Annotated in this window: 12 protein-coding genes and 1 pseudogene; 8 read left to right on the top strand and 5 right to left on the bottom strand. The window is 75.5% G+C overall.

Annotated features, from left to right (window positions below; genetic code table 11):
• Positions 1-124: 124 nt before the first annotated feature.
• The 3 genes from OG689_RS45040 (at position 125) to OG689_RS13220 (ending at position 2,051) form a co-directional block, all read left to right on the top strand.
• Positions 125-208, top strand: coding sequence for a putative leader peptide (locus OG689_RS45040; protein ID WP_354536921.1), 84 nt, complete (start codon positions 125-127; stop codon positions 206-208).
• Between the two features lie 77 nt (positions 209-285).
• The gene (locus OG689_RS13225; RefSeq protein ID WP_266320335.1) at positions 286-1,383 is read left to right on the top strand and encodes an LLM class flavin-dependent oxidoreductase; all 1,098 of its coding nucleotides are present in this window, start codon (positions 286-288) and stop codon (positions 1,381-1,383) included.
• 113 nt (positions 1,384-1,496) lie between these two features.
• Positions 1,497-2,051 carry a hypothetical protein gene (locus tag OG689_RS13220; protein ID WP_323189381.1) on the top strand — a complete coding sequence of 185 codons (555 nt, stop codon included), beginning with the start codon at positions 1,497-1,499 and terminating at the stop codon, positions 2,049-2,051.
• A gap of 33 nt (positions 2,052-2,084) precedes the next feature.
• On the opposite strand, the gene cobC is transcribed toward OG689_RS13220, so the two are convergent.
• Both cobC and OG689_RS13210 read right to left on the bottom strand, forming a co-directional pair.
• Positions 2,085-3,740 carry an Rv2231c family pyridoxal phosphate-dependent protein CobC gene (cobC, locus tag OG689_RS13215; RefSeq protein ID WP_266327077.1) on the bottom strand — a complete coding sequence of 552 codons (1,656 nt, stop codon included), beginning with the start codon at positions 3,738-3,740 and terminating at the stop codon, positions 2,085-2,087.
• A gap of 42 nt (positions 3,741-3,782) precedes the next feature.
• Positions 3,783-4,733: pseudogene (locus OG689_RS13210) on the bottom strand (cobalamin biosynthesis protein); the annotation flags it as partial.
• A gap of 232 nt (positions 4,734-4,965) precedes the next feature.
• Here OG689_RS13210 and OG689_RS13205 point away from each other — a divergent pair.
• From OG689_RS13205 to OG689_RS13195, 3 genes are read left to right on the top strand one after another with little or no spacing between them, the layout of a single operon-like run.
• A complete protein-coding gene (locus tag OG689_RS13205; protein ID WP_266320333.1) occupies positions 4,966-5,859 on the top strand; it encodes an alkaline phosphatase family protein in 894 nt (297 codons plus the stop codon).
• Positions 5,860-5,864: 5 nt separating this feature from the next.
• On the top strand, positions 5,865-7,172 hold the full coding sequence (locus tag OG689_RS13200) for an MFS transporter (protein ID WP_266320332.1): 1,308 nt from the start codon (positions 5,865-5,867) through the stop codon (positions 7,170-7,172).
• A complete protein-coding gene (locus OG689_RS13195) occupies positions 7,169-8,221 on the top strand; it encodes a TolB-like translocation protein (protein ID WP_266320330.1) in 1,053 nt (350 codons plus the stop codon). The genes OG689_RS13200 and OG689_RS13195 overlap by 4 nt, the downstream gene beginning before the upstream one ends.
• A gap of 83 nt (positions 8,222-8,304) precedes the next feature.
• Here OG689_RS13195 and OG689_RS13190 read toward each other — a convergent pair whose 3' ends face one another.
• Positions 8,305-8,820, bottom strand: coding sequence for a MarR family transcriptional regulator (locus OG689_RS13190; protein WP_266320329.1), 516 nt, complete (start codon positions 8,818-8,820; stop codon positions 8,305-8,307).
• A gap of 95 nt (positions 8,821-8,915) precedes the next feature.
• Here OG689_RS13190 and OG689_RS13185 point away from each other — a divergent pair, with 95 nt between their 5' ends.
• Together OG689_RS13185 and OG689_RS13180 are read left to right on the top strand one after the other, a co-directional pair.
• On the top strand, positions 8,916-9,872 hold the full coding sequence (locus tag OG689_RS13185) for an ABC transporter ATP-binding protein (RefSeq protein ID WP_266320327.1): 957 nt from the start codon (positions 8,916-8,918) through the stop codon (positions 9,870-9,872).
• 206 nt (positions 9,873-10,078) lie between these two features.
• Positions 10,079-11,620: an ABC transporter permease gene (locus OG689_RS13180; protein WP_266327075.1), complete on the top strand. Its 1,542-nt coding sequence runs from the start codon at positions 10,079-10,081 to the stop codon at positions 11,618-11,620.
• A 44-nt stretch (positions 11,621-11,664) separates the two neighbouring features.
• On the opposite strand, the gene OG689_RS13175 is transcribed toward OG689_RS13180, so the two are convergent.
• Both OG689_RS13175 and OG689_RS13170 read right to left on the bottom strand, forming a co-directional pair.
• Entirely contained in the window at positions 11,665-12,126 is a 462-nt protein-coding gene (locus OG689_RS13175; RefSeq protein ID WP_266320325.1) for an NUDIX hydrolase, read from the bottom strand.
• Between the two features lie 166 nt (positions 12,127-12,292).
• A complete protein-coding gene (locus OG689_RS13170; protein WP_266320323.1) occupies positions 12,293-13,609 on the bottom strand; it encodes a M48 family metallopeptidase in 1,317 nt (438 codons plus the stop codon).
• Positions 13,610-13,655 lie beyond the last annotated feature (46 nt).

Genomic DNA, 13,655 nt, shown 5'->3' with positions numbered 1-13,655 from the left:
GGGTGACGGCGGGCGTCCGTCGTTGCGCCGGCCGTGCCCCGTACCCGCCGGACCAGGCGCTCGGACCGAGGCGATCCGCCCTCCGCCCTTGATCCAGGGCGATCCGCCCCCGGATAATCCCCCCATGACCGCCGCTCCCGCCGACCGCCTGGTCCGACGTCTGCACGTCGACCTGTGCCGGCTGGCCGGTGCCACCTGTCGCGGCTGACCTGTCACCTTCGTCACCCGTAGGTTTCCGCAGGCAGCGCCCGGCCGTGCCGGCCGCACCCGGTCAGGAGTTCGCGCATGTCCCTCGCCTTCCACTGGTTCCTCCCCACCAACGGTGACAGTCGTCACGTCGTCGGCGGCGGCCACGGCTCGACCCCCGGTACGGCCGGCTCCGACCGGCCGCCGAGCATCGCCTACCTCGGGCAGGTCGCCCGCAGCGCCGAGCAGTTGGGCTTCGAGGCGGTGCTCACCCCGACCGGCGCCTGGTGCGAGGACGCCTGGCTGACCACCGCGATGCTCACCCAGGTGACCGAGCGGCTGAAGTACCTGGTGGCCTTCCGCCCCGGCCAGGTCGGCCCGACGCTGTCCGCCCAGATGGCGGCCACCTACCAGCGCCAGTCCGGCGGTCGGCTGCTGCTCAACGTGGTCACCGGCGGCGAGTCGGCCGAGCAGCGGGCGTACGGGGACTTCCTCGACAAGGACGCCCGGTACGCCCGGGCCGGCGAGTTCCTGGACATCTCGCGGCGGCTCTGGGCGGGCGGGACGGTCGACCACCACGGCCCTCATCTGCGGGTGGAGCGGGCCAAGTTGAACCGGCTGCCGGATCCGGTCCCGGCGGTGTACTTCGGCGGCTCCTCGGCGGCGGCGGGCGAGGTCGCGGCGCGGCACGCCGACGTCTACCTCACCTGGGGCGAACCGCCCGCCCAGGTCGCGGAGAAGATCGGGTGGATCCGCCGGCTGGCCGCCGCGCACGGGCGTTCGCCGCGGTTCGGCATCCGGCTGCACGTGATCGCCCGGGACACCTCCGCGCAGGCCTGGGCCGAGGCCGACCGGCTGCTCGCCGGGATGGACCCGTACCGGATCCGGGAGACCCAACGGGCCCTCGCCCGCAGCGAGTCGGAGGGCCAGCGGCGGATGCTGGAGCTGCACGGCGGTTCGGCCGAGCGGCTGGAGGTCCATCCGGGTCTGTGGGCCGGCATCGGCCTGATCCGGGGCGGCGCGGGCACCGCGATGGTGGGCAGCCACCGGGAGGTGGCCGCTCTCGTCGAGGAGTATCACGCCTTGGGCATCGAGGAGTTCATCCTCTCCGGCATGCCGCACCTGGAGGAGGCCTACTGGTTCGGCGAGGGCGTGCTGCCACTGCTGGCGGAGCGCAAGCTCTGGCAGCGGCCCTGACGGCGGCCGGCACCGGTCCGGGGCGGTCGGGTGTATCGCCCGGCGGACGCCGGTCCGCATTCCGGTTTCCGGCCTCCCCGCTCCCTTGTTCGTGGACCACCCGCCGGGTGAGGATGGCGGGCATGACCCCGCCGCCGGCACCGCTGCTGCTCCTCGACGTGGACGGCCCGCTCAACCCGTATGCGGCCAAGCCGCACCGCCGCCCGGCGGGCTACCGTACGCACCGGATCAAGCCCGACTCATGGGTGGCCCGCCACCCGCAGCGGCCGGCCGAGTACGTGCGGCCGCTGCGGGTCTGGCTCAACCCCGGGCACGGCCCCGAACTGCTGGCACTTCCGTACGAGTTGGTCTGGGCGACCACCTGGATGAACGAGGCCAACACCTGGCTCTCGCCGTTGCTCGGTCTGCCCCGCCTGCCGTTCATCGCCTGGCCGCAGCTCCACCAGGAGGACCCGGACGGTCTGCACTGGAAGACCCGCCACCTGACGGCCTGGGCCGCCGGGCGCCCGTTCGTGTGGGTGGACGACGAACTCGGCCCGCAGGACGCCGAATGGATCACCGCCCACCACCCGGGCCCGGCCCTGGCGCTGCGGATCGACGCCCGGATCGGCCTGCTCCCGGCCGACTTCGCGACGCTGGCCGACTGGGCGGCCGCCCGGCAAGCCTGACCGGTGCCGTCCGGGCGCAGCGAGCGGCCCGGGTCAGGCCAGTACGGACGCCAGGGCCGCCAGGAACCGGTCCGTGGTCCCCTCGTCGCGGACGGCGATCCGCAGCCAGTTCGGGCCGAGGCCGGGGAAGGTGTCGCCGCGGCGGACGGCGAAGCCGGCGTCCCGCAGTCGGAGCCGGACGGCGGCCGCGTCGGGCAGCTCGACCAGGAGGAAGGAGGCGGCCGCTTCGCCGTGCACCCGGACGCCGGGGAGGGCGGCCAGGCCCTTGAGCAGGTGGGTGCGCTGCAGGGCCGTGGTGGCGGCGGCCTGTTCGGCCTCGGCCAGGGCGGCGGGGGCGCTGCAGGCCTCGGCGGCGGCCAGGGCGGGGGTGGAGACCGGCCAGAGCGGCTGGGCGGCGGCGAGCGCGGCGATCAGCGGGGCGGGCCCGAGCACGTAGCCGATCCGCAGGCCGGCCAGGCCCCAGGTCTTGGTGAGGCTGCGTAGGACGACTACCTGGCCGGGCAGGTCCCGCGGCGTGGCCAGGGACTCCTGCTCGCCGGGGACGGTGTCGATGAAGGCCTCGTCCACGACCAGGGTGCGTCCGGGCCGGGCCAGGGCGGTGAGGGCCGCGGCGGGATGCAGGACGGAGGTCGGGTTGGTGGGGTTGCCGACGACGACCAGGTCGGCGTTCTCGGGGACGGCGCCGGGGGTGAGCCGGAACCCGTCCCGGGAAGTCAGCACGACCCGCCCGACCTGGTGTCCGGCGTCCCGCAGGGCCGCCTCCGGCTCGGTGAACTGCGGGTGCACGACGACAGCCTGACGGGGCGTCAGAACGCGGGCGAGCAGGACGAAGGCCTCGGCGGCGCCGGCGGTGAGCAGTACCTCGTCCTCGGGCCGGCCGTGCCGGGCGGCGACGGCGGCACGCGCCGCGCTCGGCTCGGGGTAGGCGGCGAGGGCCGCGATGGTCGCGGCGAGGTGCTCGCGCAGCCAGTCCGGCGGTGTGCCGGCGCGGACGTTGACGGCGAGGTCGACCAGCCCGGGGGTGCGGACCTCGGCGTCGCCGTGGTGCCGCAGGTCCGGCCCCGGCTCGGCCGTGCCGGTGTCCCCGGCGCCCGGGGCGGCGGGGACGGGCTGGTCGATGGTGCTGGTCACGGTGTTGCTCCTGCGTGGTTCGGACGAGTGGGAGGGGCCGGTACGGGAGGCCCGGGGCCGGCCGGGGCCGGGCCCGGCGGGCTCTGAAACGGGCGGCTCGGGTACGGGCGGCCTGGTTGCGGACAGCTCGGGCACGGACAGCTCGGGCACGGACAGCTCGGGCGCGGACGGCCCGGGTACGGGCGGCCCGGGGGTGGGAGCCCCCGATGTCGGCAGTCCGGGGACGTGCAGCAGGTCGAACCCGGCGCCGGGGGCCACCTGCCCGGCGTACTCGCCCGCGTCGCCGGTGCCGATCAGCGCGACCGCGTACCCCTGCCGGGCCAGGCCGACGGCGCAGGCCGAGCGGGCGTGCCCGGCGGCGGCCGCCCGGTCGCGCTCGGCGGTGCCGGAGGGCGTACCGGTGCCGGCCGGGGGTGTGGTCCGCCGGGTGCCGGGCAGCAGCAGGTCGGCGATCTGCGCGAGCGCGGCGGCGGAGCCCACCACCACGGCGGCGCGGCGCAGTTCGGCGACCGCGCGAGGGGTGAGCTGGTCCCGTTCGCCCGGGCCCAGGCCGATCACCGCGAGCCGTCCGCGCACGGCGCGGCGGACCACCGCGACCGTGGCCGCCGCCGACTTCCGCTTGGGGACGAGGAGTTCACCGCCGGGGGCGTCCAGCAGGGCCGCCGCCTCGGCGACGCTCGGGGTGCCGACCGCCAGGTCCGCCGCCCGGGAGGGGTGCGGCACCCGTACGGCGGCCAGGGCCTCGGCGGGGTGGCCGACCACCGGCACGCCCAGCACCAGGGCGGCCCAGCGGATCGCCGGATGCTCCGTCTTGCCGTCCAGGGTGGAGAGTTGGGCGATCGAGTAGCGGGACAGGCCGGCCTCGGCCAGGGCGGCCAGGACCAGCCGGACCAGCTCCTGGCCGTCGGCGGCGCGGCCGGCGCCGACGCCGACCACCAGGGTGCGCGGGTGGAAGGTGAGCCCGGCCCGGCCCGCGCCGGGCGCGCGGTCGGTGATGCGCAGCAGGGGCGCGTGCGCCGGGGCGTCCGGGCGGACGCCGGGCGGGAGCGCCGGCAGGGGGTGCACCCGGTCGCGCTCCAGACGTACCGGCCGGCCGGCCGCGATCGCCCGGGTGGTGTCGGCGCCCGCGCCGCCGACGCCGAGCGTGGTGCCGTGCCGCCGCAGGGCGTCGAGCGGCCCGGGGGCGGCGGGCGGCCTGCCGGTGACGACCGGATGGGCGCCGAGTACGCCGGAGACCTGTGCGGCCAGTTCGTCGGCGTCGCCGGGGCCGCCGGTGAGGGGGACGGCGTACCGGGCCTGCGGGTCCACGGCGACCACGGCGGGCACCGGGTCGAGGTGCGCCAGCTCGGGGCCGAGCAGGCGGACCGCCATCGGTACGGAGGTGAGGCAGACCACCTGCCGGCACTCCTGGAGGGCCCTGGTCAGCGTCTCGGCCGGGCCGGCGCAGGAGCCGGGGACGGCGCGGTAGAGCCGGCTGCCGTCCGGCCAGGCGGTGTGCAGTTCGTCGGCGAGCGGGCGGCCCGCGGCGGTGACGGCGACCAGACCGATCATGCGCGGCTCCTCCCGTCCGGTCACCGCTGCGCGGCTCCGAAATCCCACCACGGTGGTACGGGGACGGTCAATCGGGACAACTGTGACCTGCGCCGCCACTCGACCGCGCAAGGTGTCGCTCCGGGCGGTCGTTGTTCGTCTTTTCTTCATTTCCCTTGTGCCGTACGCGCCACCGAGCCGACCCTAGGGTTACGGCGCTCCGCCCCCAATTCCCCTGTGCACGGAGGTCACCATGCCCTTCGCTCGGAACAGCAAGCGCCCCCGTCGTCCCCTCACCGCCCTCGCCGCAGGCTTCGGCCTGGTCGCCGGCTCGCTCGGCATCTGGGCCGCCACCGGCAGCACCGCCCAGGCCGTGGTGGGTCTTCCCACTCCCGACCACGTGATCGTCGTGGTGATGGAGAACCACGCCTACTCCCAGGTGATCGGCAGCTCCAGCGCGCCGTACATCAACAACACCCTCAAGGCCGGCGGCGCCAGCCTGACCAACTCCTTCGGGCTGACCCACCCCAGTGAGCCCAACTACTACATGCTGTTCTCCGGCAGCAACCAGGGTCGCACCGACGACAGTTGTGTGGGCGTCGGCTCGATCAACCAGCCCAACCTGGCGTCCGAGCTGATCGCCGCCGGGAAGACCTGGGCCAGCTACAACGAGACCCTGCCGAGCCAGGGCTCGACGGTCTGCTCCAGCGGCAAGTACGCGCAGAAGCACAACCCGTGGTTCGGCTTCAGCAACGTGCCGACCAACACCGCGTACACCTTCGCGCAGTTCCCCACCGACTACACCACGCTGCCGAAGGTCTCCTTCGTCGTTCCGAACCTGTGCAGTGACATGCACGACTGCTCGGTCGGCACCGGTGACACCTGGATCAAGAACAACCTCGGCGCGTACGCCACCTGGGCCAAGACCCACAACAGCGTCCTGGTCGTCACCTTCGACGAGGACAACAAGCTCTCGGGCAACAAGATCCCGACCGTCCTGTACGGCCAGCACGTGACGCCGGGCAGCAGCTCCGCCACCACCTACAACCACTACAACGTGCTGCGCACGGTGGAGGACCTCGCCGGTCTCACCAGCCACGCCGGCAACGCCGCCACCGCCGCCGACATCACCGGCATCTGGAACTGACGGCCGTGTACCTCGCGGATCGCCGCGGCACCACTGCGCCGGCCTCCGCCGCCACCGCCCCGGGCACCCGCCCGGGGCGGCGGGCGGCCGCCGTCCCCGGTACGGTGCTCGCCCTCGGCATGGTCAGCCTGATCACCGACGTCTCCTCGGAGATGGTCAGCGCCGTCCTGCCGCTCTACCTGCTCACCGGACTCGGCCTGTCCCCGCTCGGCTTCGGCGTCCTGGACGGCCTCAACAACGGTGTCGGCGCCCTCGTCCGGCTGGCCGGCGGGCACCTCGCCGACCGCGGCCGGAGCGGCCACAAGACGGTCGCGGCCGTCGGCTACGGGCTCTCCGCCCTCTGCAAACCGCTGCTGCTGTGCGCCCACACCGTGCCGCTGATCGGCGCCGTCATCGCCGTCGACCGCACCGGCAAGGGACTGCGGACCGCCCCCCGGGACGCGATGATCTCGCTCGCCACCGCACCGGAGCACCGCGGCCGGGCCTTCGGCGTGCACCGCGCGATGGACACGGCGGGCGCCCTGCTCGGCCCGCTGGTCGCGTTCGCGGTGCTCCGCCTGGCCGGCGGGCCGCTGCTCGCCGACGGGGGCGAGAAGGGCGGCTACGACGCCGTGTTCGCGGTCAGCGGCTGCGTCGCCGCGCTCGGCGTGCTGGTGCTGCTGCTCTTCGTACCGGGCCGGCAGGGGAAGCAGACCCCGGCCACCGCACCCGCCTCGCTGCGCGACGCCTTCGCCCTGCTGCGGCTGCCCGCGCTGCGCCGGCTGACGCTCTGCGCGGTGCTGCTCGGTCTGACCACGGTCAGCGACTCGTTCCTCTACCTGCTGCTGCAGCGCGGGCTCGGCCTCTCCGCCGAGCTGTTCCCGCTGCTGCCGCTCGGTACCGCCGCGGCCTTCCTGCTGCTCGCCGTGCCGCTCGGCGCCCTCGCCGACCGGATCGGCCGCCGGCGGCTGTTCCTGGCGGGCCACGGTCTGCTGCTGCTGGCGTACGGGCTGCTGCTGGGGCCGCTGTCCGGCACCGCGGCGGCGGTCTGCGTCCTGCTGCTGCACGGCGCCTTCTACGCCTCCACGGACGGCGTGCTGGCGGCGGCCGCCGCCGACGCCGTGCCGGAGGGGCAGCGCGGGGCCGGCCTGGCCCTGGTCGGCACCGGGCAGGCGCTGGCCAGGTTCGCCTGCTCGCTGGCCTTCGGTGCGGCCTGGAGCGCGGTCGGCGGCACCATGGCGCTGGCCTGGTCGGCCGGCGCCCTGTCGCTCTGCGTGGCCGCCGCCGCCTTCGTCCTGCGTGAACCCCGCGACCTCGCCGAGGTGTCTTCGTGACCGATCCCCAGCCGCCGCGCCGCGGCCCCCTGACCAGCCGGGTGGTGGTCCTGCTGGTGGCCGTCCTGGTGCTCGGCGCGGTCGGCACCGGCTCGGTGTTGTACGCGGCCGACCGGTCCGGCCGCCGCGACCAGGCGCAGCCCGGCGGCCCGTCGGTGGTCCCCGGCCGGATCGAGCTGCACGCGCAGGCCGGCGCCCGGCAGCTGGTCTTCCGGAACATGGCCTGGGGGCCGCACCACGACGAGGTGGTCAGCGTCCCGCTGGACGATCCCGGCGGCGTCCGCACCGCCTCCGGCCTGCAGTGCCTGCGCTTCCACGCCGCCGCCGGCACCGGGATCTGCCTGCAGGCCGAGCGCGGCGCCCTGCAGGACACCTACCGGGCGGTGGTGCTGGACGACCGGATGCGGGAGCTGCGGCACTTCCCGGTGGCCGGCATCCCGACCCGGGCCCGGGTCTCGCCCTCCGGCCACCTGGCGGCCTGGACGGTCTTCGTCAGCGGGGACTCCTACGCGGGCACCGACTTCTCGACCCGGACCTCGATCGTCGACACCCGCGACTGGAGCCTGCAGGACAACCTGGAGACCTTCGCGGTGATCAAGGACGGGCGCCCCTACCAGGCACACGACGTCAACATCTGGGGCGTCACCTTCGCCGACGACGGCACCTTCTACGCCACGCTGGCGACCGGCGGGCAGACCTACCTCGTCCGCGGCGACCTGGCCGCCCGGACCCTCACCACCCTGCACCAGAACGTCGAGTGCCCGTCCCTGTCGCCCGACGGCACCAGGATCGCGTACAAGAAACGGGTGGCCGGTGCCGACGCCGACGCGCCCTGGCGGCTCTACGTGCTGGACCTGGCCACCATGACGGAGACCGCGACCGCCGAGCAGCGCAGCATCGACGACCAGGCGCTCTGGTCCGACCCCTCCACCCTGGTCTACGCCCTGCCCGGCGACTTCGGCGCCGACCTGTGGACCGTCCCCGCCGACGGGAGCGGAACGGCCGGCCGACTGCTGGACTCGGCGGTGGCACCGGCCGTGCTGGGCTGAGGCCGCCGGGGCCGGAGTGCCCCGGCGTGGGCAGGCGCACCGGCGGGGCGGGTTCCGGGACAGTGGCTCACCCGTCGGGCGCGCTACCGCCCGCCGGCCTCCCGCAGTTCGGCGCGCTTGCCGTGCCAGCGCGACAGCAGGCCGGGGAGCTCCTCCCGCACGAACTCGAAGAAGGCCAGCGACTCGGCCATCCGCGCCCCGGCCGGGCTGTCCGGGCCGAGCGCCGTGACGCCCTCGCGCAGGCTGTCCTCCCAGCGCACCAGCATCTGGTCGCGCCGGACCAGCGCCTCGTACCAGACGTCGTTGTGCAGCCGGTAGCGGTCGCGCCGGGAGCCGGCCTCGCGCTCGCGGCCGACCAGGTTGACCTGCGTCAGGTAGCGCACGGCGCCGGACACCGCGGCCGGGCTGATCTGCAGCCCCTCGGCGAGTTCGGCGGCGGTGAGCCTGCCGTTGTCGGTGGCCAGCAGGGCGGTGAAGATGCGTGCGGGCATCCGGGGGAAGCCGGACTCGCCCAGTACGCCGGCGAACCGCTCGATGAAGGCGGTGACCGCCTCTGTGTCCCGCTCCACCGCGTCGTCTCCCGCCTGCTCCGTGATCACCGTGCCATCATCTCCCGCCGCCGGCTCCGGGCCCGCCGAGATCCATGCGATTCATTAACTTCACAGATTTGTGAAACAAGCGTAGCTTCGGAAGCATGGCAACCGCACTCCAGGTGTCCGGTCTGGTGAAGACCTTCGGCCGGACCCGCGCGCTCGACGGACTGGACCTCGACGTCACCACCGGCGAGGTGCACGGCTTCCTCGGCCCCAACGGCGCCGGGAAGTCCACCACGATCCGCGCCCTGCTCGGCCTGCTGCGCACCGACGCCGGCCGGGCCGAGCTGCTCGGCGGCGACCCCTGGCGGGACGCCGTCGCCCTGCACCGCCGCCTCGCCTACGTGCCGGGCGACGTCACCCTCTGGCGCAACCTCTCCGGCGGCGAGGCCATCGACCTGCTCGGCGCCCTGCGCGGCGGGCTCGACACCGCCCGGCGCGCCGAACTCCTCGACCGCTTCGAACTCGACCCGACCAAGAAGGGCCGCAGCTACTCCAAGGGCAACCGCCAGAAGGTCGCCCTGGTCGCCGCGTTCGCCTCCGACGTCGAACTGCTGATCCTGGACGAGCCCACCTCGGGCCTCGACCCGCTGATGGAGGAGGTGTTCCGCGACTGCGTCGGCGAGGCGAAACGGCGCGGGTGCACGGTGCTGCTCTCCAGCCACATCCTGTCCGAGGTCGAGGCACTCTGTGACCGGGTGAGCATCATCCGGGCCGGCCGTACCGTCGAGACCGGCACCCTGGCCGGGCTGCGCCACCTCACCCGCACCGCCGTCGAGGCCGAACTCGCCGCCGAGCCCGGTGACCTGTCCCGGCTGCCCGGCGTCCACGACCTGGACGTCCACGGCCCGCGGGTCCGCTGCCAGGTGGAGACCGGACACCTCGGTCCGCTGCTGGCCGAGTTCACCCGTATCGGCGTCCGCGCCCTCACCAGCCGGCCGCCCACCCTGGAGGAACTCTTCCTCCGCCACTACCAGAGCCCGCCCGGGCGGCCCGACGGCCCCGGGCAACCGGACGACCCCCGACACCTCGGCGACCCTGGGGCGGTGACCCGGTGAAGCCCCTCCCCGAACAGAGCGCCTCCGAACAGAGCGCCCCCGAGCGGACCGCCCCCGCCCCGACCGCCCCCGCCGGACGCCGCCCCGCCAAAGCCCGCCCGGCCGGGGAGCGGACGACCGGGAAACGGACGGCCGGGGAGCGGACGGCGAACGCCCTGGCCGGTACCGGCACCCTGCTCCGCCTCGCGCTGCGCCGTGACCGCGTGATGATCCCCGCCTGGGTCTACCTGCTCACCGCCTCCGTCGCCTCCACCGCCTACTCCTTCGACAAGCTCTACCCCACCGAGCAGGCCCGCCGCAGCTTCGGCGCCGGCATCGCCGGGAACGGCTCGCTGCGCGCCCTCTACGGCCCGCTCCACGACGCCGGCACCATCGGCGGGCTCACCGCCTGGCGGATGGGCGTCCTCGGCGCCACGCTCGCCGGGCTGATGAGCATCCTGCTGGTGGTCCGCCACACCCGCGCCGAGGAGGAGGACGGCCGCCTCGAACTGATCGGCGCCGGCGCGGTCGGCCGCCCCGCGCCGCTCACCGCCGCCCTGGCCACCGTGGCCCTCGCCGACCTGCTCCTCGCCGCCCTGATCACGGCCGCGCTGGCCGTCCTGGGGCAGCCGCTCGCCGGCTCCCTCGCCCTCGGCCTGGCCACCGGCTGCTGCGGCCTGGTCTTCGGAGCGGTCGCCGCCGTCACCGCACAGCTCGCCGAGACCGCCCGCGCCGCCACCGGCTCCGCGAGCGCCGTCCTGGGCCTGGCCTTCGTCCTGCGCGCGGCCGGCGACGCCACCGACACCGCCGGCCCCGGCCGGCCGGGTCTGCTCTCCCCGATCGGCTGGGCCGGGCAGGTGCGCCCGTTCGCCGCGGACCGCTGGTGGATCCTCGCCGTCCTGCTCGGCGCCGCCCTGGCACTCGCGGGCCTCGCGTACGCACTGGTCGCCCGCCGCGACCTCGGCGCCGGCCTGATCCCCCAGCGCCCCGGCCCGGCCGTCGCCGCACCCTCGCTGAGCACGCACTTCGCCCTCGCCCGACGGCTGCACAGCGGCACCCTGTACGGCTGGTGCGCCGGCCTGGCGGCGGCCGGCGCCGTGTTCGGCGCTGTCGCCGAGGGCGTCGCGTCCCTGGCCGGGGACAACGCTTCCGTGGCGGACATGCTGCGCCGGACGGGCGGCTCACGCGGCATCCTGGACGCCTACCTGGGCAGCATCATGGGCCTGCTCGGCATGGTCGCCGCCGGCTACGCGGTCCAGGCCGTGCTCCGGCTGCGCGCCGAGGAGACCGGCGGCCGCGCCGAGCCCGTCCTCGCCACCGCCGTCTCCCGGCTCGCCTGGGCCGGCGGTCACCTGCTCTTCCCGCTGCTCGGCAGCGCCGCCGTGCTCGCGCTCGCCGGACTGACGGCCGGGCTCACCGCGGGCACCGTCACCGGCGACCTCGCCGGCACGACCGGGAGGCTCCTCGTCGCCGCCCTCGTCCAACTCCCCGCCGTCTGGCTGACGGCGGCCGTCACCCTGCTCCTCCACGGACTGCTGCCCCGGTGGAGCGCGGCGGGCTGGGGCGTCCTCACCCTCTTCGTTCTGATCGGCTGGATCGGCCCGGTCGTCCAGGCCGCCCCGTGGGTGCTCGACCTCTCGCCGTTCACCCACCTCCCGCACCTGCCGGGCGACGCCCTCGCGGTCCGGCCCCTGCTCCTGCTCACGGTGTTCGCCGCCGCCCTCGCCGCAGCCGGCCTGGCCGGCCTGCGCCGGCGGGACTTCGACTGAGCGCCCCGGAGCCGCCGAGCACCTCGCCGCCCGGCGTCAGGGGCTCAGCTCCTGACGCCGGGCTCCAGGTGGTCCGTACGCCCCGCCGTCCGGGCCGCGATCGCGGCCCGGACCCGCCGGGCCAGCCGGGCCGGCAGCAACTCCTCCAGCCGGGAGGGCGGATGGAACGCGGCCTCGCCGATCTCCACGCCGTCCGGTGCCAGCCGCTCGCGCCACTCCCGGTCGGGCACACCCCCGTCGAAGAGGAAGAGCACCCGGTCCTCGGGGCCCATCGGGGCCCAGTCCACCACCAGCAGCGGCCCGAGCCGGGTCGTCACCCCAAGCTCCTCCGCCACCTCGCGCACCGCGGCCGCCGACGGCGACTCCCCGGGCAGCAGATGGCCGCCCGGCACCTCCCAGCCGTCCTTGTACTTCGGCTTCACCAGCAGGACCAGGCCGTCCGGGTCGAAGAACAGCACCCCGGCGGCGAGCAGCGCCCGGGCGATCGGCTCCGGCTCCCCGGTCACCCGGCGGCCGCCCACCCGGGCGGGCGCCCGCACCCCCGAGGCCGGCCGGGCCCCGCCGCGCGGTCGCCGCCGCAGGTCACCTCCGCGCCGTACCAGCCGACTTCGCTCATGCGGGCCCCCTCTCCCGCCGGAAGACTATCCGCCGGGCCGGGGCGGGAACCCGGGTTCAGGCGAGCAACTCGCGGGCGATCCGCAGGCGCAGCGGCGCCAGCTCCGCCTCGATCGCCGCGGCCTCCTCCGGGGCGACGACCAGCGCCGGCGCCGGGACGGGCCGGTGGCCGAGCATCCTGATCCGCAGGTAGGTCGGCGGATGCGTGCTGTCGACGCTGCTCAACTCCCGGACGGACAGCCTGAGCAGCCGCTCCGTCTCGTGCGCCGGCACGGCGGCCAGCTCGGCGGTGAACGACGCCCAGAACCCGGCGACCCCGGCCGAGTGGCTGGACCGCCGCACCCCGGAGAGGCTTCGCAGCCGCGCCCGCACCGTCGCGGCGCTGCCGGAGAGCAGCAACGTCCGCAGCAGCCGCTCGGTCTCGGACGTGGAGGCGATCCGGGCGGCGATCGCGTCGGCGCGGTACTCGGCGCCCTGGCCGGACCGGCTGCTGAGCCGCTCCAGCACGCCGAGCAGCAGCCCGATGAGCCAGTTGACGCCCGCCATCGCCAGGTTGGCGACCACCTCGACCAGACTCGCCAGCACGCCGCCATGTTCCTCCCGGCCCGCCGGCTCGGTGACGTACCACCACTGGGTCAGGGTGGTGATCGCCGACCCGAGCCACCACCCGCTGCGGTGGTCACCGTTGACGTCGTGGCCGAGCTCGTGCGCGAGCAGGGCGAGGCGTTGCCCGTCGCCGAGCGGCTCCCAGAGCGGCAGCCCGAGCGTGAGCACGCTGCGCCGGCGCAGGCCGACCCGGTTGAAGGAGGCGTTGAACTCGTCCGTCACCCGGATCATGTCGACCGGCCGGGAGCCCACGGCGGCCGCCACCCGGTCGGCCAGCGCGTACAGCGCGGGCGCGTCCGTCCGGCGGAGCACGCTGCCGCTGTCCGGGATGCCGGCGAACCGGGGGCGCAGGAAGAAGGCGAAGGCGAGCCCGAGCCAACCGGCCACCCGCAGCGGCCAGCTGTCGACGAACTGCAGCGCCACCGAGCCGACCAGCAGACCCGCCGTCACCAGGTGCACGATCGCGGCCATGACCATCGCCGCGATCCAGGTCCGGTCCTCCCGCGGCCCGGCACCCGCGGCCACCGCGCCGTACACCTGCTCCGCCCGTTGCCGCGCGAGCGCCAGCCGGTCGGCCTGGGCCTCCCACTCACGCGCCGCCGCCTGCCGCTGCGACTCGGACAGGTCGGTGGCGGGCACCACCACCGGCGACAGGTTCCACTCGCAGCCCGGGCACCAGGCCGGGTACCGCACATCGGTGGTGAGGCCGGCGGAACAGGCAGGACAGACGGAGGGCTCGGGGGGAGCCGAGGTGTGGCTGGTGGGCATAGCCGCTGATCATGCCAGCAGGCGCGCGGGTTGTTCGCGCAGGGGG

The organism is Kitasatospora sp. NBC_00240, from assembly GCF_026342405.1.
Taxonomy (GTDB): domain Bacteria; phylum Actinomycetota; class Actinomycetes; order Streptomycetales; family Streptomycetaceae; genus Kitasatospora.
This window is presented reverse-complemented; position numbering and strand designations above follow the sequence as displayed.

Excerpts from the sequence above, each read along its gene's own strand:
- OG689_RS45040 (WP_354536921.1), top strand. The coding sequence starts at position 125 with ATGACCGCCGCTCCCGCCGACCGCCTGGTCCGACGTCTGCACGTCGAC.
- OG689_RS13225 (WP_266320335.1), top strand. The coding sequence starts at position 286 with ATGTCCCTCGCCTTCCACTGGTTCCTCCCCACCAACGGTGACAGTCGT.
- OG689_RS13220 (WP_323189381.1), top strand. The coding sequence starts at position 1,497 with ATGGCGGGCATGACCCCGCCGCCGGCACCGCTGCTGCTCCTCGACGTG.
- OG689_RS13205 (WP_266320333.1), top strand. The coding sequence starts at position 4,966 with ATGCCCTTCGCTCGGAACAGCAAGCGCCCCCGTCGTCCCCTCACCGCC.
- OG689_RS13185 (WP_266320327.1), top strand. The coding sequence starts at position 8,916 with ATGGCAACCGCACTCCAGGTGTCCGGTCTGGTGAAGACCTTCGGCCGG.
- OG689_RS13180 (WP_266327075.1), top strand. The coding sequence starts at position 10,079 with ATGATCCCCGCCTGGGTCTACCTGCTCACCGCCTCCGTCGCCTCCACC.
- OG689_RS13170 (WP_266320323.1), bottom strand. The coding sequence starts at position 13,609 with ATGCCCACCAGCCACACCTCGGCTCCCCCCGAGCCCTCCGTCTGTCCT.